This window comes from Thermodesulfobacteriota bacterium, assembly GCA_031082315.1.
In the GTDB taxonomy this organism is placed as follows: Bacteria; Desulfobacterota; QYQD01; order QYQD01; family QYQD01; genus QYQD01.
Window position 1 is genome coordinate 51,725 of sequence record JAVHLC010000002.1, and the last position, 17,056, is coordinate 68,780.

Below are 17,056 nucleotides of genomic sequence, written 5' to 3' on the forward strand. Positions count from 1 at the left end.
TCCGCACAGGCAGAAATAATCTGAAATAGTATAGCCCTTATCGGACATCCCTAAATAAATCCGGTATAAACCAAGACTCATAAGTGGGGATGTCGGATGACGACGGAGCAAAAGGTCATAAAGAATAAATTGGGTTTATTGATAATTATCGCGACTGCACCCACCGTGCTTTGTCTTCTCTTTCCTTTGTCCGCCTTTGCCGCCGGGTTTGCCATTCTTCAGCAGGGCACAGCGCCTATGGCGCAGGGAAATGCCTTTGCCGCCCAGGCGGACGATCCTTCGGCCATCTTTTTCAATCCGGCCGGGATAAATCAGCTTAAGGGCACCCAAGTCTATCTGGGGGCTACAGCCATTGCCCCGCGAGCCGAGTATAAAGATAGTCTGGGCACAAAAACCAGGACCGAATCGCAATTATATTCTCCTCCTCAATTCTATTTGACACACGAGCTTATGCCAAATCTGGCCTTAGGTCTGGGCGTATTTTCCCCTTTTGGGCTGGGGACGAAATGGGATGCCGGTTGGACCGGCCGCTATCTGGCCACAAGTTCTGATCTAGAGACCCTCAATATTAATCCGGTCCTCTCCTGGAGAGTATCTTCTGAATTATCCGTTGCCGGCGGCGCCAATATCATGCGCACAGAGGCCGATCTCAGAAGAAAGCTGAACCTGGGTACGCTTGGACTTCCCGACGGTGACCGGTTATTCAAGGGAGCAGACTACGGCTATGGGTACAACCTGGGTCTCATTTACCAATTGACTCCCGCCACAAATATTGGCCTTTCCTACCGGAGCGAGGTCAAGGTCAAGATTGATGGCGAGGCAGAATTCAGCGTGCCCGCGGCTGTAGCCCATCTCTTCCCGAGCGGCGGGGCTCACAGCCGGTTAGTCTTTCCGCCTTCCCTGTTCGCCGGCATCGCCTACAAGGGGCTGTCCCCCTGGGTCTTTGAATGCGACCTTACCTGGACAGGCTGGTCCACCTTTGAGGAATTAAGGGTTGACCTGGATAGACCGGTAGGCGCTGCCCAGACATCGGTATCGATTCAACCAAGGAACTGGAACGATGTGTTCGCCTATCGTTTCGGGGTTAATTATCGATGGGATAAGGCCACCACCATCCGGGCCGGTTATATTTTCGATGAATCCCCGGTTCCGGATGAGACTATGGATCCATCCATCCCGGATGCTGACCGGCATATATTTTGTCTGGGCGGGGATTATCGGCTCAAGGATTTTACTATTGGTATGGCCTACAACTACATCCTGGGCAAAAAACGGGACAAGCACAATACCATTGGCGCAGACGTTGTGCCCGGTGACAACCGCACTAACGGGGAATACCAGCAGACCTCACATTCTCTGGCGGTTAGTATCTCCTACAGCTTTTGAAAAGTTATCTGTTGCACGGCATATTGTTTCAATACGTCTTCCCGTACGGTAATGCCTAACCCCGGGCCCTTAAGCGAAGGCGCCCTGCCCCCCTTGCCGAAGACCAGATCTTCCTGGACGATATCTTCTTTCAGAAGCAGGGAAGAGAAGGAACCCTCGATATAGACGAGTTCATCAAAACACTGGGCAAAGTGCCGGCCTGCCGCCGAGAGGATGCCTGTTTCGCCGACATGACTCCCGAGCATGGCTCTTATACCCGTTTTACGGCCTATCTCCAATATCCTGGAAGCATTTTGGAAACCGCCGCATTTTGAGAGACGAATATCAAAAATTTCACAGGCCTTCATTTCCGCCAGACGTTTGGCATCGGCGACACTACAGAGCGATTCGTCGGCAATAATGGGAACGCCGGTGCTTTCGGAAACCTTCTTAAGGCCTTTAAAGTCTTCCTTGGTTACCGGCTGCTCTACGGCCGAAATCCCGTATCTTTTCATCTCCTCGATCTTCCGGATAGCCTCGTCGGCCGTCCATGCACAATTAGCATCCACCCGGATATCGATGTCGCTTCCCAGAATTTTACGGGCCAATTCCAGACGGGCCAGGTCTGACTCGTTGCCCACCTTTAATTTGAGAAATCTCATCTCCCTCTGTTTGACCATGAGGAGAAAAGCTTCAAACTTGTCCAAAGGTAATAGAGAAACTACAGCGCTGTAAGTAAGCTGCTTCTGTTTACATTCTAGACTGATTATTTCAAATATAGGCTGCTGCCATGCCTTTCCGACCGCGTCCAGCAACGCAGTTTCAAGGGCACAAACCGCTGAGGGGTTTTTGCATGCGTCATCCTGCGCAGACAGCGCGTCAAGAAACTCGCGCACACTTAGCGGGTCCGGGTAAACGTGCCCGGCAAGCATGGGGACAAGACCTTTTTCAAGAAATGCAATGTTCCCGCTTATGCTTTCTCCGGTTACATAGCCTCTGGGAGTCCCTTCGCCATAACCGGAGAGACCCGTTTCCGTCTCTGCCCGCACGACGAGAGACTCCGAGCACTCCCGGACAGCCAGGCTATGTTTGACCGGGAACAAAAACGGGATGCGGAGATGAAAGATGTCCAGCGCCTTTAACCTCATCAGTCTCCCCCATGACTCCCTGCAGTAGCGGTCTTAAAAACAGGCCGGCCTGTTTCCATTGATACCATTGCTCGGGATAGGTGTAAATATAATTCTCCAGGACGGACAAGGCCCTTTCGGCTATAGAAAAGCCTTGTTTTGTCTCATTGTCTTTAGTTACATCATGAAATTCCAGGACATAGGTGCCGTTCCACCCACGTTTTAAGAGTGCGAAGATCACCGGGGACTGATATTTCCTCTGTAGTGCATCCAGGGTCCTGTCCACCGGCAAGGTAACTCCCAGAAACTCTATACTTCTATCTTTGTGCGGTCTCCACGCCTCGAACTCATCACATTCGGTAAGAAGTATTCTATTCTCCTTGAGTGTCCTGAGCGTAGCAAATGATATATTTTCAGAATCGGGATCCAGCACTTGAACACCGTGTTGTCTGGTTAGTTCCAGCGTGGCCTCTTTGAGCCTTCTGGTCTTGAAACGGACGATCATAGCCAGGGGATAGTTGCGCAGGGCCAGAGTTGCAGGCATGAACTCCACTGCTCCAAAATGACCGGTCACCAGGATAACACCCCGGCCTTTTTTAAGGGCCGCATCGAGCAGTCCCTGATTTCTCAGGCGTATATTTTGGAATATGAAGGAACGCAGCCACTTATAGTTAGAATAAGGCATCAACAACTTTTCATGGTAATGGGTGAAAATCCCCTTAATCGTCAATTCGATTGTTCTTTCTATTTCTTTGGGGTGACATCTTCCTTCAAATATGGCTGCTATGGTATTTTCGATGGCTTTTCGTTCCCCCTTATTGAGTGCATAATATATACACCCCAAAAAGCACAAATAGGCCCGCGAGAGGGCCAGGGGAAGAAAGCGGACTATATAAGTATTAATCCGCCATTGCAAAAACCTGCTCAGTCCGACCTTGCCGAATATGCGTTTGCCTGTTCCTTTCATGGTGAATACCTCCCGCGTAATATTTTTAATAGGCCATTATCCAAAAAAATTGGATTGAACGTAGGTATTAGCAATATTGATGACAAAAGGTATGACAGTGTGTTTTTTGACGGGAGACGATTATTAGCATTAGCAGCAGAGTTGGTCATCGGCCTCGACCGCACTAAAGGTACATCTGATTGACCTTCGCTAAGTGTAGAGAGGCTTTGAGTGAGACTGCACGAGAAAAGAAGTTAATCGCTTAGCTGTAAGAAGCACTCAAACGCTGAATATGCTTATCACATAATAAAACGAAAAAAAAGAGTTTTTACGATAGGGGCAGGGCTACGTCAAAGTCAGGCCAGCGAGTGATATTATGGCGGGAAAACAACAAATTAAAGGAGATGTTGAACTAGTTATGCAAGACGTCCCCTGAGTCAATACCTTTGCGGACTGCCTGGGTAAGTTTTTCAAGATTATACGGCTTTGGGATAAAGCCACATACCCCACCCTGCAGCTCTTGCATAGCTTCATGGTCAAGACCGTAACCGGTGCAAATGATCACCTTCACACCCGGATTAATCTCCTTAAGCCGTTTGTAAGTATCTTTCCCCGACAGGTTCGGCATCATGAAATCCAAAATAACCAGGGCAATCGCATCCTTCGCAGATTTATATATGTCAACGGCCTCAAGGCCATCTTTGGCCAATAGCACATTATAGCCGTGAAAAGTGAGCACCTTTTCTCCCAGTTCCCTGTTGTATTGTTCATCATCTACCAGCAATATCGTTTCTCTGCCTTCAACCTTTACCGTATGTTCTGTTGCCGCTTGTTCAACAGCTTCGATGTCGGCCTCCGGGAAAAGCAATTCAAAGGTGCTTCCTTTTCCAATCTTGCTATCCACATGGATATGGCCTTTGAGACCCTTGACGATTCCGTGGACTACTGCCAACCCCAACCCTGTGCCCTTTCCCAGCGGTTTAGTCGTAAAAAACGGATCGAAAATTTTACCTAACTTATTTTCGTCAATACCCGGCCCGGTGTCAGATATGCTGATTTTCATGTATCTCCCGTGTGCGACAGAGGGATAGTGTGTGTCGTAACCATTAGTTATCGTACAAATTTCCGTTTTAATGCCTAGTACTCCGCCATCAGGCATTACGTCACGGGCGTTGAGACAGATATTGAGCATGGCCTGCTGTAGTTGGGTGGCATCCCCCAGAATGGTAGCCGGGCTGGCATCTAGCCGCAGTTGGATCTCCACTCTTTTATCAATAACGTTTTCTAACAACCGTACTGTTTCCAGGATAATTTCATTAACATCAACCGCCGCCAAGTTTTGAATCTGGCCTCCCCGGCTGAAAGTGAGCATTTTTTTGACCAGATCTGCGGCCCTTAAGCTCGACTTTTCTATAACGTCGAGACTTTTTTGGGCATCCATATCTTGAACCTGCTGTTTCAGAAGGGCAGTATACCCCAGGATACTAGTCAGAATATTATTGAAGTCGTGGGCGATCCCACCGGCCATAGTCCCTACGCATTCCATTTTTTGGGCCTGGTACAATTGCCGTTCCAATTTCTTTATATGACTGATATCAGTTACTATGGCAAAACTGCCTTTACATGACCCCTCCTCCATTAAGGGCACACTACTGATTATGGCTGAAATCTGCCCACCGTCTTTACTCCTCAAGTCCATCATTCCCTGGGCAACGAAACCAGCCTTGTTTTGGTCAAGCAGCCCATTGAGAATTTTCTCATTCACCCCATCCACGTAGCGGTGAATATTCTGGCCCATGAGATGTCCATTGGTAAAGATTTCTGACATTCGCCGATTGGCCAGAATCAAGTTGTCTTTATCGTCCAGGACCCAGATGCCATCATGGGCATTCTCTATCAACTGTCGATATCTTCTTTCGGATTCGGCAAGTTTCCTGTAGAGATTGCTATTGTTCAGGGCCATGGCGATCTGGTTGGCAAAACTCGTCAAAAACTCCCTATCAGGAAATGACACATTCAGACTATCCTGGACTTGATCACCTATTAATACGCCAAGTATTTTACCCTGAGCGGCCAGAGGGACCAGAATGAACGCTTTGGGTTTAAATTTTCTGACGAGTGGATTATCTTTATTCAATGCCGATCCTGCCACATCTTCCACAAAGACAGGCTCGTTCCGGGCCGCAGTTCGGGCAATAATGTTATCTATTTTGGATAAGGATACCGTGTAATCCTTGATCTCTGAAAAATCTTCCGGCGAGACGCCGACAGCATGTACCAGAGAAAGGGCCTGTTTCTCTTCGTCCACGATAAAGATAGCCGCCCTGTCCAGCCGGGCCACCTTGACCAGAAGCTTTAAAATCAAATCAAACAGACGTTCTGTATCCAGGGTAGAAAGGATCGCTGTGCTCACTTCCTGAAGGCTTAAGAGCTGGTCGATCTTGTTCTTAAGTTGAATATTTAGCCTGTGTACCTCGTCATATTTCTTCTTTATTAATTCTTTGTCTCTTTCCAGCTCGCTGATGCTGTTTTCCAGAACCTGCCGTGCGAGGTTGGCCTTGAAAAAATACTCTTTAAGAAGAGATTTCTTTCTCCATGTTATGTGGTATTCGCAATACTCGTCACCCTTAAAAAAGCACCTGGTCTCTTCAAGACGTGCTGGCGGCAGACCCCAGATGACAGGGAGGGCAGTGTATGTGCCCTTATTTACTGAACAGAAGTCTTCGGAAAGGGGAACATTATGGAACCAGCGTAGCTGCAGGAGGGCTTCTTTATTAGTTAGTTTGACTGTGCGAATGGTCTTACTCAGGTTAAACTTATCATTTAAGGCCTGGATATTACTGATAGCCTGTTTTGGGCTTCCAAGGACGGAAAAAAGGATTTTTTGTATGTATCCCAGACGTTTTTTGATCACCGAATCAAAGCCGATCTTGAATATAACATCATCGCCCAGGAGCCGTTTGGCATTTCCATACATATTAATCAATACATGGCTGGATACCCAGTTGTTCGGGTCCATGAGGAAGTCTTTGCCATCCGGAAGGTTATCCACTTCCGGGCCTAGCTGTTGAAGCAGCTTATCTACAAGCCCCGGAGCGTAGTCTTCAAAATATCTAATGGCGACCGCTGTGTTGATACAGCTATGGTGTTTTTCCATACCCACCTGCATAGCTATGCCGTTAAACAACCGTTCCAGTATATTCTCATTTATAATTATAATATACTGCTTTTACCTCGACCGACTCAATATAAAAACATATCGTTCAATCTTTAACTTTTCATGATAGTATTTAAGGAAAATGCCCGAATAAAGCAAAGATATAAATCTTCCGTGGCTATCGACAAGGTATTACTTATAGAGCAATATCTGAGGACCGAGCGGATTCTCAGGGAATTCTTTGACCGCTACACTGTGTCCGTATGTGTGGGCTATTGTGTGGAAAATGAGGAGGAACGGGATTGCTGTATAGATCAGACTCCACGCATCACCGAAATCAAGGTCAACAGCATCGCATCAGATATCTCTATCCTGAGGGCCACAAAATATCCCCTGACCAGAGGGAAAGGATGCGGATACCTGACCTCCACCGGTTGTTTCTTAAACGAATACAGGTCTCCGGTCTGCAATACCTTTGTGTGCCAGGTATTGGTGGATCATCTAAACTTAATCAGTAATGGGCTGGGACAGCAATTGAGACAGATTGAAAGGTTATCCGTGGCAATATTCAAGGGATTTCCTGAGGCAGCGAACGAAAAGATTCAGGAGCTTGAAGAGAAAACTTCTGCTCTTTCAGGGGCGCTGAATGCTATCTTGCCGTCAGGGGTTAATACCTGGGAATATGTTATGAAACTATCAGGGCAGAAATGACTAATTGCGCAACATTAAACCTTAAACCTTCATGATCTTGTAAAAAGTCAAAATTACCGCAGAGGTCGCCGAGAACGCCGAGATAACATATTAAACAGTTTAAAGTTTTTCTCTGTGGGCTCTGCGTACTCAGCGGTGAAAAGGCTTTTTAACGAATCCACCTTTATCGGCTCTCTGCCAACATCACCTCTCTGACCCGCTCTAAATCCGCGGGGGTATCCACCTCGATGGAATCGTGCGGGGTCAGAACGACCTTAATCCGGTAGCCGTGTTCGAGGGCGCGGAGCTGTTCCAGCCTTTCAGATGCCTCCCAGACCCCCACGGGCAGTGCGACAAAGCGCGTGAGGAAACTCTTGCGGTACGCATAGAAACCGAGGTGCTTGTAGTAGTCAGGTGGCGCGCCTTCTCCGCGAAAAAACGGGATGGTGGCCCTGGAAAAATAAAGGGCATAACCATCCCGGTCAAATACGGTCTTTACGTGATTGGGATCGGTAAGCTCCTCAGGCCGCACGATCTTATAGATAAGGGTGGACATGGGGATGGCTTTATCGCCCAAGAGGGGCGCGGTGAGGTCTTTGATAATCTCAGGCGGGAACAAAGGCTGATCGCCCTGGATATTGACGACGATGTCCTCATCGGCCAGGGATAACTTATCCGCGGCCTCAGCGATCCGGTCTGTGCCGGAGGGGTGGCCGACAGCAGTCATGACCGCCTCGCCGCCAAACCCGAGCACAGCATCATAGATGCGTTCATCATCCGTAGCCGCGACCACCTTGGCCACTTCCTGCACCTGTTTGGCCCGCTCATAGACATGCTGGATCATGGGCTTTCCAAAGATGTCGGCCAGGGGCTTCCCGGGGAAGCGCGTCGATGGGTAGCGGGCCGGAATTATGGCCACGATTTTCACCCGAAAATCCCCCTGTATCCCCCTTTTCCAAAGGGGGACTTAATGGATGTCCCCCCCTTTACTAAAGGGGGGTGAGGGGGGATTATTTTCATTGTCCTTTGTCCGCCGCTGGCGGATGCGCGTTTCATAGGACTTTAGCAGCCTTTTCAATAGCGCCAAGAATCTGGGCCAGGCGCTCTTTAGGCATCTTTACCGGGATGGGATAGACCAGGCACCGTTCCACGATCCTTGCCGACTGGGGTAGGGCATCAGGCCGGTATTTAAGGTCACGGCCGGCTTCTTTATGCTGGAACGGCCAGCCGTTCGCCGCCAGCGTGGAACCGGCCAGGAGATGCTCCCATTTCGGGTAGTAATGCCACGTATTTTCGGCAAAATAGATGGCCCCGGCGCCGTTTTCTTTGAGAACGGTATTAAAGGCCCGTGCCTTTTCTGCATCCGGCAGGAAAAAGGCCAGAAAAGTAGCCGTATCCCCGGCCTCATCGATGAGCCTGCGGAAGGTTATCCCTTTAATTTTCTTAAGGGCCTTCTTTATACGGGCCTTGTTTTTCCTCTGCCGGGCAATGATGCTGTCGAGCTTTGCCAATTGGGCCAGGCCGATGGCTCCCTGGAGTTCCATCATACGGTAGTTCAAACCGATAAAACTCCGCCCTTCCCCGCCCCTCCCGCCGGGATTGGGCACATGATCATGGCCGTGATCGTGGTATTCGCAGGCCCTGCAGTAGAGGCCGGCGTCATTGGTAATGACCATACCGCCTTCGCCGGTGGTGATGGTCTTAACCGGATCAAAGGAAAACGTGCCCATATCGCCGAAGGCGCCCACATGTTTGCCATTTATCCGGCCCCCGGCGGCTTGGGCGGTATCTTCTATCACCTTCAGGTTATGGCGGCGGGCGATAGCCACGATCTCTTCAATCCTGGCCTGCGCCCCTAACATGTGCACAGGGATAATGGCCCTGGTGCGCGGGGTTATTTTTTTCTCCACATCTGCCGGGTCCATATTCAGGGTCTCGTCTATCTCTGCGAACACCGGTATAGCGCCGATGGCAAAGATGGCCTCCCAGGTGGCCACAAAGGTAAATCCCTGGGTTATGACCTCGTCGCCGGCGCCGATACCTAGGGCGGCCATAGCCACCTTCAGGGCCGCCGTCCCGGAGGAGACGGCCTGAGCATGGGCTACGCCACAGTAGCGGGCAAAGGCCTCTTCAAATTCTTTGACTTTGTAGATGCCCTTGCGTTCATTAGGAAACTCATATCGAAAGAGGACGCCTGTTTTCAGGACGTCCATTATCTGTCTCCGTTCTTCTTTGCCAAAGACTTCATATCCAGGCATTGGTCAGTCTCCTTTCCTTAGGGCCTTTAATCGAGCCCTTCATAGGCCATCTCATAAAGTGCGATCACTTCGTCCACAGTCACGGTGCGCGGGTTATTGGCAATAGGCCTGGCCACGGTCATGGCAATCTTGGCCATCTTCGGTATATCTTTTTCAGGGATGTTAAGGTCTTTAAGAGACTCCGGAATGCCCACATCCGCGCACAGGAGGCGCACTGCCTCGCAGGCCATCTCGGCCGTCTCGCGCAGTGAGCCGTGTGATACATCTTCTCCCATGACTTCGTTGATGGCAGCGAACTTCGGAAGGTCTCCGACCAGATTATAGACCATTACATAAGGTAACAGCACCGCGTTGGCCAGGCCGTGCGGTATCCGGTATAGCCCCCCCAGAGGATAGGCCATGGCATGGACCAGCCCTACCCCGGCCGTGGCCAGGGCCAGCCCGCCGTAGAGACTGCCGAGGAGCATATCGCTTCTGGCCTCCAGGTCATCACCCTGGCAGTAAGCCCGCCGCAGACTTCCACTGATAAGCCTTATTCCTTCCAGGGCCCAGAGATCGGAGAAAGGTTGGGCGGCTCGCGAGACAAATGCCTCGAGGGCGTGGGTAAAGGCATCAATGCCCGTATAGGCGGTCACTAAAGGAGGCACAGAGGCAGTCAACGCCGGGTCGAGAATAGCCAGTTCCGGATAAAGGAAATCAGCGTTTATCCCCCCCTTAGACTTGGTCTTTTCATTGATGAAGACCGCCGTAAACGTGACCTCGCTGCCGGTCCCGGCCGTAGTGGGCACCATGATCTTGGGGACACCCGGCTTTTCCACCTTATTAAGCCCGACATAATCGACCGCTTTCCCCTTGTTTGTCAGAAGAACAGCCGCTGCCTTGGCAATGTCCATAGCCGAGCCGCCGCCGGACCCGATAACACAATCGCACCCGTTTTTGCGGGCCATCTCCGTGGCCCGGTCAGCCAGTTTCAGACCCGGTTCAGGATCGACCTCTTCAAACAGTGCATACGAAATGCCTGTTTTCTTGAGCGGTTCTTCCAGGTTGTTTAATAAACCGGCCTTGCGCAGGGACGGATCAGCAACTAAAAGCGGCTTAGTCCCCTTTAGTTTTTTGACGGCATCCGGCAGTTCGTCAATCACTCCGACCCCAAATCTTATAGATGTCGCAAGTTTAAAGGAAAAAGAGGCCATTATTACTCCTTTTATTGTAATTTCAATAAGTTATAAATACCAAAGCGCCATCAGTATAACAGAGTCACCTCCACTTTTCAAACAATTTAGTGTTCATCCGTCCCTAGGCCGTCCGTGCCATAGGCAGATTCGCCGGGGCGAACTTCACGCTTTCAACGATCAGCCATCATCTGTCAGCATGTTTGTTATCCGTTTAACCGTTGTCCGACATTTTCTTTCGGTAAACGGTCAACAGTGAACGGTGGACCGGCTTTATGCCGATAGCTGAGTGCTGACAGCTTTTCACATTTCCCTTGACTATCCGGTAAGAATCAGATATTAAAAAGAAACTTCCTAAATTATCCTAAAGTAATTTCTTTAAAGCTCGATAAGTATAAATAGAAGCTAAATGTAAAGTCGAACATGGAGGTACAAATGAGCTTTCCATGGCAGGAAAGCATAGCCAAGAGAAAAGCTAAGTTCTCATTTATCCGCTTTATTGTAGTGATTCTTTCCGTTATTAGTCTCTGCCTGGTATTCCCTGCATCTGACGGCCTTGCTAAAACTAAGAGGCCACTGATTGTTAAGGCTAAAGCCAAAAAGATAGTAGCTCATAAGAAGACTTCCAGCAAGAAATCAAAATCTCGCCATGCACGGAAAAGACTAAAAAGACATATCGCCTCCAACGTCTCGGGCACTAAGGCGTCTAGCATAGTTCAAAAAGAAAATTTTGTCCCCGATCGCAAGCCCCTTATGAAGGTCATCCCCCTGGAAAATGGGGATTATCTCCTTAAACCCCTTGATGGCAATAATGTTCAGAACAAGTCTCAGGAAGATACGGAGGGTAAGAACTCTATAGCAGACTCCCTGAATTCTGGCGGCAGTTCAAAACCCTCCCCAAATCCCGTATCTTCCCGGGTTGACCCCATTTCTTTAAAGGCGGTCAGCCCCGAGCCAACAGGCCTCTCGCACACAGATAAGCCCATAGAAGAAGGCTACTGCAAGCGTTTTGCCAACCTGCTGCTGACAACGGCAAAGCAACTGTTAGGCGCTCCTTACAGGCTGGGCGGTGTGTCGGGGTTAAGTGGCATTGACTGTTCCGGATTTGTACAAAAGGTCTTTGCTAAATTCGGCGTACACTTACCCCGCTCCAGCCGGGAACAAATAAAAGTAGGCATGCTGGTGACAAATAAATTTGACTGGTCAAAGCTCCGAATAGGCGATGTCCTGTTTTTTAGGCGGTCTCCATCGTCAGGGCAAATTGGGCATACTGGAATTTACATAGGTGAAGGCAAGATGATCCATGCCGCCCGGAGAGACAGGAGTGTAACCATTTCTTCCTTGGAAAAGCCTTACTATAAGAAGACCTTCGTAGCTGCGAAACGATTTTTTATCTTCTCCCCGCCCCAGTCTGGTAACATTTAAATATCCACGATCAATCTAAACAGATCACCCCCCTTACCATAAAAATATTTGCTCAATTTGACCTATCGTTTATATTAATGCCAATATGGCTAACGAACTTATATTGTTAAAAGAGAGATTAAATGCGCGAGAGCGGCAACATCTCTCATCCTATGCTACATTCAGCGCTGAAGCAGTGCGCCGACAACCGGAAGAACGCTTACTCCATGGCCATAGACAGGAATTTTCAGTCGATGCCGATCGCATCCTGCACTCCCAGGCCTACACCCGCTATATTGATAAGACACAAGTCTTCTCTCTCATCAAAAATGACCATATTACGCACCGCGTCCTCCACGTCCAATTAGTGTCAAAGGTAGGCCGGACTATTGGCCGGTATCTGGGACTGAACGAGGACCTTATTGAGGCTATAGCCCTGGGCCATGACATCGGGCATCCTCCTTTTGGCCATGACGGGGAGGGTTATCTCTCTGAAATATGTGTAAGGCACGGTATAGGTGCGTTCCAGCACAACATCCAGAGCGTGCGTTTCCTGGAAAAAATTGAACGTAAAGGCTGCGGATGGAACCTATCCTTACAGGTTCTAGACGGCATATTATGCCATGATGGTGAAGTGCACAACGCCCGTCTTGCCCCGCAGAAGAAAAAGACATTCTCTGCGTTAGAACAGGAGATGGAGACTAAGAAAAAAAATCCTAGGACAGAACTTATCCCCATGACCATGGAAGGATGCGTAGTGCGCATGGCAGACACCATCAGTTATATAGGGCGGGATGTAGAAGATGCCATCCGACTTAATCTTATCCGGCGTGAAGATATTCCTGAGCGCTGTAAAAAAAGATTGGGTGATACAAACGGCTCGATAGTCTATAACTTAGTAGAAGATATTCTGCTGTCGAGTATGGGGAAAAATTTTGTTGCCTTCAGTCCGGAAGTGGCCGATACCCTGAAGGAAATGAAAGATTTTAACATCGAAAGGATATATCGAAATCCGGCGATAAAGACCCAGGCGGCAAAAATCAAACGCCTCTACGACGATCTCTTTGCAAAATATCTAAAGGATATCCTGGACAACAACCAAGAATCAGGCATCTTTAAAGACTTTTTAGAGGGGATGATCCCATCCTACCAGGAAGAAACAGAGCCGGCCGAAGTAGCGCGCGACTTTATCGCCGGCATGACAGATGAGTATTTTCTGGAGCAGGGGCAAATAGCCTTCATGCCTCACCCCTTGCCGCGTAAATTTTGACAGAACCGGATAAGCAACCCTTCACCTTACGGCATCAAGGGAAAACAATTGACTAATGGGTGCTCTTTGGCTAAATTACCAGGTGTCATGACGTTCAACCCCACCTACAGCAACTTTATTTTATTTATAATGGCCGGGATAATAGTGGGTATAGCGGCCAGTTTTACCGGATTGGGCGGGGGTTTTATTATAGTTCCGCTCCTGATCTTCATCGGCTTTTCAGCTCAGGAGGCGGTGGGGACTTCTTTCGCGGCCATACTGGTTATTTCCCTCTCAGCGGTGTTTGCCCATAGTAAGTTTCAGCACGTGGATTTCAAGGTAGGAGCCCTGCTTGGCCTGGGTGGAATTTTAGGCGCCCAAGTCGGAGCAAGACTATTGCAAAACGTTTCTACAAGTACCTTCAAGAAGATATTTGCCGTCGTCTTGCTACTCCTGGCGGCAAAGATATTTTTTCAGAAATGAGCGCCAAAATGAACCAAGGACTGCGCATGGAAAATATTGAGGCCCGGGACCTGCCCGATGCCTGGTTCCAATGTGTCTATCACATCATAGAAAAGGGACACACCTATACTATCGAACGCGGCAGTTACGAAGGGCAAAAGCGGCTGGAGTTTGACTTTGTGGTGGTGCGTATAAAATATCCCGGCGTGCGGCCCCTTATTCCAGACATCCCGCCGTCCCTAGGCATACCAAATCCTGTAGCGCCGGGCTATGTAGAGGAATATCTCCCTTACCTCATGACCTCGGCCCGCAGGCCAAACGAAGAATATACATACGGTCAATATCTGGAACCGCAGATCCAAGAAGTCATTCGTATGTATAAAGAGGACGGCCACGGCACCAATCAGGCCTATATGACCGTGGGCGACCCCTCTACCATATACCTCAATGACCCTCCCTGTTTGCGCGGTATTGATACGCGTATCCGCTACGGCAAACTCCATTTCATGGTCTATTTCCGCTCCTGGGACCTGTGGAACGGCTTTCCGGCCAACTTGGCGGCCATACAGATGCTCAAAGAGTATATGGCCCAGGAGATTGGCGTGGAAGACGGAGAGATCATTGCCAGCAGTAAGGGTCTCCATCTGTATGACTATGCCTGGGAACTGGCCAAATTGCGCACCATGAAAGTGGCCAAATCATAAAATCCGAAGCGCGTCCGACAGAGGCCGATCCGCCCACGGCGGAAAATTCGAAACAATACTCAAATCCTAAGTCTAAATATCCAAACAGGTGTTGGGCATAAAGTGCCAGTAAAGGTCTTAGTCATTGGCGGCGGGGCCTCGGGTCTTATGGCCGCAGGCAGAGCGGCGGCTTGTGGGGCCAGTGTAACCTTGCTGGAAAAAATGCCGCGGCTTGGCCTAAAACTGGGCATCACAGGCAAGGGACGCTGCAATGTTACCAATATCGGCGCTATCAACGATTATGTAGCCAACTTTACACCAGATAGCCGCTTTTTGATCAATGCCTTCAATCGGTTTTTCCACGGCGATCTCATAGACTTCTTAGACAGATGGGGTGTGCCGACGGTGGTGGAACGCGGACAGCGCGTCTTTCCGGCCTCCAACCGCGCCCTTGATGTGGTCAGCGCCCTATTGCGATTCACCAAAGAACACGACGTATCCATCATTAAAAACTGTGCGGTGAAGCATATCCGGATGGAGAATAACCGGTTAGTTGGATTAGACACGAGTTGCGGCTATCTCGCCGCCGACCGGGTCATACTGGCTACGGGCGGGGCCTCGTATCCCCAAACCGGTTCCACCGGGGATGGGTTTCGGATGGCTCAGGAGTTAGGGCACACCATAGTCCCTATTAGGCCCTATCTCGTGCCTCTTTTGATAAAAGAACCTTGTGTTAAAAAACTCCAGGGGCTGGCTCTTAAAAATGTCCGGGCCTCTGTCTATGCCCGTGAGAAAAAGATCGGCGAAGAGTTCGGAGAGATGCTTTTTACCCATTTCGGCATCTCGGGCCCGATCATCCTGAGCCTGAGCCGGGTGGTGGTGGATCACATGGATAAGGGCCGGATAGAGATCGCCCTCTGTCTGAAACCAGCCCTGGATGCCAGGACCCTGGATGCCAGATTGATAAGAGAATTCCATAGTCAGGGGAAAAGACAGTTCAAAAATATCCTGTTAGCGCTGCTTCCCCAACGGCTGGCAGCTATTGTTCCAAATCTGCTTGCTATTCCGGGAGAGAAAAAAGGCGCAGAGATTACCATAGAAGAGCGGCGCAAGTTGGCAGATTTCCTGCACGATTGGCGGCTTACCTTAACCGGTGTCCGGCCCCTTGAAGAGGCTATTGTGACCGCAGGCGGGGTGTTGACGAGGGAGATCAATCCCGTTACCATGGAATCAAAAAAGATCCGGGGACTCTACTTTTGCGGTGAGATTATAGACCTCCAGGCCAAGACCGGCGGTTATAACCTACAGATGGCCTTCACCACCGGCTGGGTAGCGGGAGAATCTGCTGCAAGAAAATGATGCCAAGTATAGAAGCAACAAAAATCGACTTACGAGATATGACCCTACCCGAATTAGAGAGCTGGGTTTTATCTGCTGGCCTGGAGCGTTTCCGTGCCGGACAGATCTTCCGCTGGCTTTGGCGCAGCGATGTAACGTCCTTTGACCAGATGACCGATCTCGGGAAGGAACTGCGGGAAAAACTATTAGAGTTTTCTTATATCAGCCACCTTCATACCAAAGAGATTGAAAGATCGCAGGACGGCACACAAAAATTTCTCTTTGCGCTTTCAGACGGCAACCATATTGAGAGTGTTCTCATCCCGGAAAAAGGGCATTACACGTTGTGCCTGTCATCCCAGGCAGGCTGCGCCATGGGATGCCGGTTTTGTCTTACCGGAAGGGGCGGATTTAAACGTAACCTAAAGGCCCCGGAGATTGTAAGTCAGGTCTTGGCGGTCCAAAGGACGCTTCTCCCCGGGGAGAAGCTGACCAATCTGGTCTTTATGGGCATGGGCGAGCCCTTAGCCAACTATGAAAATGTTCTGAAGAGCCTGCAGATACTCCTTGCAGACAAGGGCTGCGGCTTTTCCAGCCGGAGGGTCACCGTATCCACGTGCGGGCTTGTACCCCAGATGGAAAAGCTGGGTAAGGATATCACGGTAAATCTGGCTGTCTCTCTCCACGCCCCGGATAATGAGACTCGCAGTTTTCTCATGCCCATCAACCGGACTTATCCCCTGGAGGTATTAATCGAGGCCTGCCGGCGCTTTCCCCTGCCGCAGCGGCGTATGATAACCTTCGAGTATCTTCTTATAAACGGGGTCAATGATTCCCCGGAGCAGGCCCGGGCCTTAGCCAAGCTATTAAGGGATAGCCGGGCTAAAATCAATCTTATCCCGTTTAATGCCTACCCGGGTTCAGAGTTCAAGCCCCCGCCACCGGAAAAGATCCTCGCCTTTCAGCAAATACTGATTAAAAACCATTACACAACGATGATCCGTCAGAGTAAGGGCGCCGATATCTCGGCGGCCTGCGGGCAATTGCACGCTCATGTTGTATATGGAAGCCAGCGAAGCGAAGAAGCCGTATAACTAAAACCCATCAAAAATAGACAATAGATCGGCATTTTTTATTTGACTACGCGACCGTTTTGGTTAGAGTACTTTTGGATTATTCACCGCCAGGACACAAAGAATGCCAAG

The 17,056-nt window shown here is 49.6% G+C and carries 14 protein-coding genes; 8 read left to right on the forward strand and 6 right to left on the reverse strand.

The genetic code is table 11. From position 1 onward, the window contains the following. Window positions 1-96 precede the first annotated feature (96 nt). The gene (locus RDU59_02125; protein ID MDQ7837272.1) at window positions 97-1,386 is read left to right on the forward strand and encodes an outer membrane protein transport protein; all 1,290 of its coding nucleotides are present in this window, start codon (window positions 97-99) and stop codon (window positions 1,384-1,386) included. Here the strand turns inward: RDU59_02125 and RDU59_02130 are convergent. The 3 genes from RDU59_02130 to RDU59_02140 all read right to left on the reverse strand — a co-directional run bounded on the left by RDU59_02130 (window position 1,374) and on the right by RDU59_02140 (window position 6,625). Continuing rightward, window positions 1,374-2,513 (reverse strand): dipeptide epimerase, encoded by a 1,140-nt coding sequence (locus RDU59_02130; protein MDQ7837273.1) that lies wholly within the window; start codon window positions 2,511-2,513, stop codon window positions 1,374-1,376. The two genes, RDU59_02125 and RDU59_02130, sit on opposite strands and share 13 nt — an antisense overlap. After that, on the reverse strand, window positions 2,449-3,459 hold the full coding sequence (locus RDU59_02135; protein MDQ7837274.1) for a lysophospholipid acyltransferase family protein: 1,011 nt from the start codon (window positions 3,457-3,459) through the stop codon (window positions 2,449-2,451). The genes RDU59_02130 and RDU59_02135 overlap by 65 nt, the downstream gene beginning before the upstream one ends. 391 nt (window positions 3,460-3,850) lie before the next feature. Beyond that, on the reverse strand, window positions 3,851-6,625 hold the full coding sequence (locus tag RDU59_02140; protein MDQ7837275.1) for a response regulator: 2,775 nt from the start codon (window positions 6,623-6,625) through the stop codon (window positions 3,851-3,853). Window positions 6,626-6,769: 144 nt separating this feature from the next. On the opposite strand from RDU59_02140, the gene RDU59_02145 reads away from it, so the two are divergent. Continuing rightward, window positions 6,770-7,306 (forward strand): hypothetical protein, encoded by a 537-nt coding sequence (locus tag RDU59_02145; protein MDQ7837276.1) that lies wholly within the window; start codon window positions 6,770-6,772, stop codon window positions 7,304-7,306. A gap of 163 nt (window positions 7,307-7,469) precedes the next feature. Here the strand turns inward: RDU59_02145 and kdsB are convergent, their stop codons facing one another. The 3 genes from kdsB to RDU59_02160 form a co-directional block, all read right to left on the reverse strand. Then, window positions 7,470-8,213, reverse strand: a complete 744-nt coding sequence (gene kdsB / locus RDU59_02150) for a 3-deoxy-manno-octulosonate cytidylyltransferase (protein ID MDQ7837277.1) — start codon at window positions 8,211-8,213, stop codon at window positions 7,470-7,472. Window positions 8,214-8,337: 124 nt separating this feature from the next. Further along, complete coding sequence (locus RDU59_02155) at window positions 8,338-9,543, reverse strand: DegT/DnrJ/EryC1/StrS family aminotransferase (GenBank protein MDQ7837278.1); 1,206 nt, start codon at window positions 9,541-9,543, stop codon at window positions 8,338-8,340. A gap of 26 nt (window positions 9,544-9,569) precedes the next feature. Further along, window positions 9,570-10,736, reverse strand: a complete 1,167-nt coding sequence (locus RDU59_02160) for an iron-containing alcohol dehydrogenase (GenBank protein MDQ7837279.1) — start codon at window positions 10,734-10,736, stop codon at window positions 9,570-9,572. A 414-nt stretch (window positions 10,737-11,150) separates the two neighbouring features. Between RDU59_02160 and RDU59_02165 the strand changes: the two genes are divergently transcribed. From RDU59_02165 to rlmN, 6 genes are all read left to right on the forward strand, one after another. Beyond that, window positions 11,151-12,140 carry a C40 family peptidase gene (locus RDU59_02165; protein ID MDQ7837280.1) on the forward strand — a complete coding sequence of 330 codons (990 nt, stop codon included), beginning with the start codon at window positions 11,151-11,153 and terminating at the stop codon, window positions 12,138-12,140. 85 nt (window positions 12,141-12,225) lie between these two features. Beyond that, window positions 12,226-13,389 (forward strand): HD domain-containing protein, encoded by a 1,164-nt coding sequence (locus RDU59_02170; GenBank protein MDQ7837281.1) that lies wholly within the window; start codon window positions 12,226-12,228, stop codon window positions 13,387-13,389. Window positions 13,390-13,455: 66 nt separating this feature from the next. Beyond that, window positions 13,456-13,851: a sulfite exporter TauE/SafE family protein gene (locus RDU59_02175; GenBank protein MDQ7837282.1), complete on the forward strand. Its 396-nt coding sequence runs from the start codon at window positions 13,456-13,458 to the stop codon at window positions 13,849-13,851. A gap of 20 nt (window positions 13,852-13,871) precedes the next feature. Beyond that, a complete protein-coding gene (locus RDU59_02180; protein MDQ7837283.1) occupies window positions 13,872-14,534 on the forward strand; it encodes a thymidylate synthase in 663 nt (220 codons plus the stop codon). A gap of 102 nt (window positions 14,535-14,636) precedes the next feature. Next, a complete protein-coding gene (locus RDU59_02185; GenBank protein MDQ7837284.1) occupies window positions 14,637-15,872 on the forward strand; it encodes an NAD(P)/FAD-dependent oxidoreductase in 1,236 nt (411 codons plus the stop codon). Between the two features lie 8 nt (window positions 15,873-15,880). After that, window positions 15,881-16,945, forward strand: a complete 1,065-nt coding sequence (rlmN, locus tag RDU59_02190) for a 23S rRNA (adenine(2503)-C(2))-methyltransferase RlmN (protein MDQ7837285.1) — start codon at window positions 15,881-15,883, stop codon at window positions 16,943-16,945. Window positions 16,946-17,056: the final 111 nt, after the last annotated feature.

Coding starts and splice junctions, on each gene's coding strand:
- RDU59_02160 (MDQ7837279.1), bottom strand. CDS start 10,736: ATGGCCTCTTTTTCCTTTAAACTTGCGACATCTATAAGATTTGGGGTC.
- RDU59_02165 (MDQ7837280.1), top strand. CDS start 11,151: ATGAGCTTTCCATGGCAGGAAAGCATAGCCAAGAGAAAAGCTAAGTTC.
- RDU59_02155 (MDQ7837278.1), bottom strand. CDS start 9,543: ATGCCTGGATATGAAGTCTTTGGCAAAGAAGAACGGAGACAGATAATG.
- RDU59_02135 (MDQ7837274.1), bottom strand. CDS start 3,459: ATGAAAGGAACAGGCAAACGCATATTCGGCAAGGTCGGACTGAGCAGG.
- RDU59_02125 (MDQ7837272.1), top strand. CDS start 97: ATGACGACGGAGCAAAAGGTCATAAAGAATAAATTGGGTTTATTGATA.
- RDU59_02170 (MDQ7837281.1), top strand. CDS start 12,226: ATGGCTAACGAACTTATATTGTTAAAAGAGAGATTAAATGCGCGAGAG.
- RDU59_02130 (MDQ7837273.1), bottom strand. CDS start 2,513: ATGAGGTTAAAGGCGCTGGACATCTTTCATCTCCGCATCCCGTTTTTG.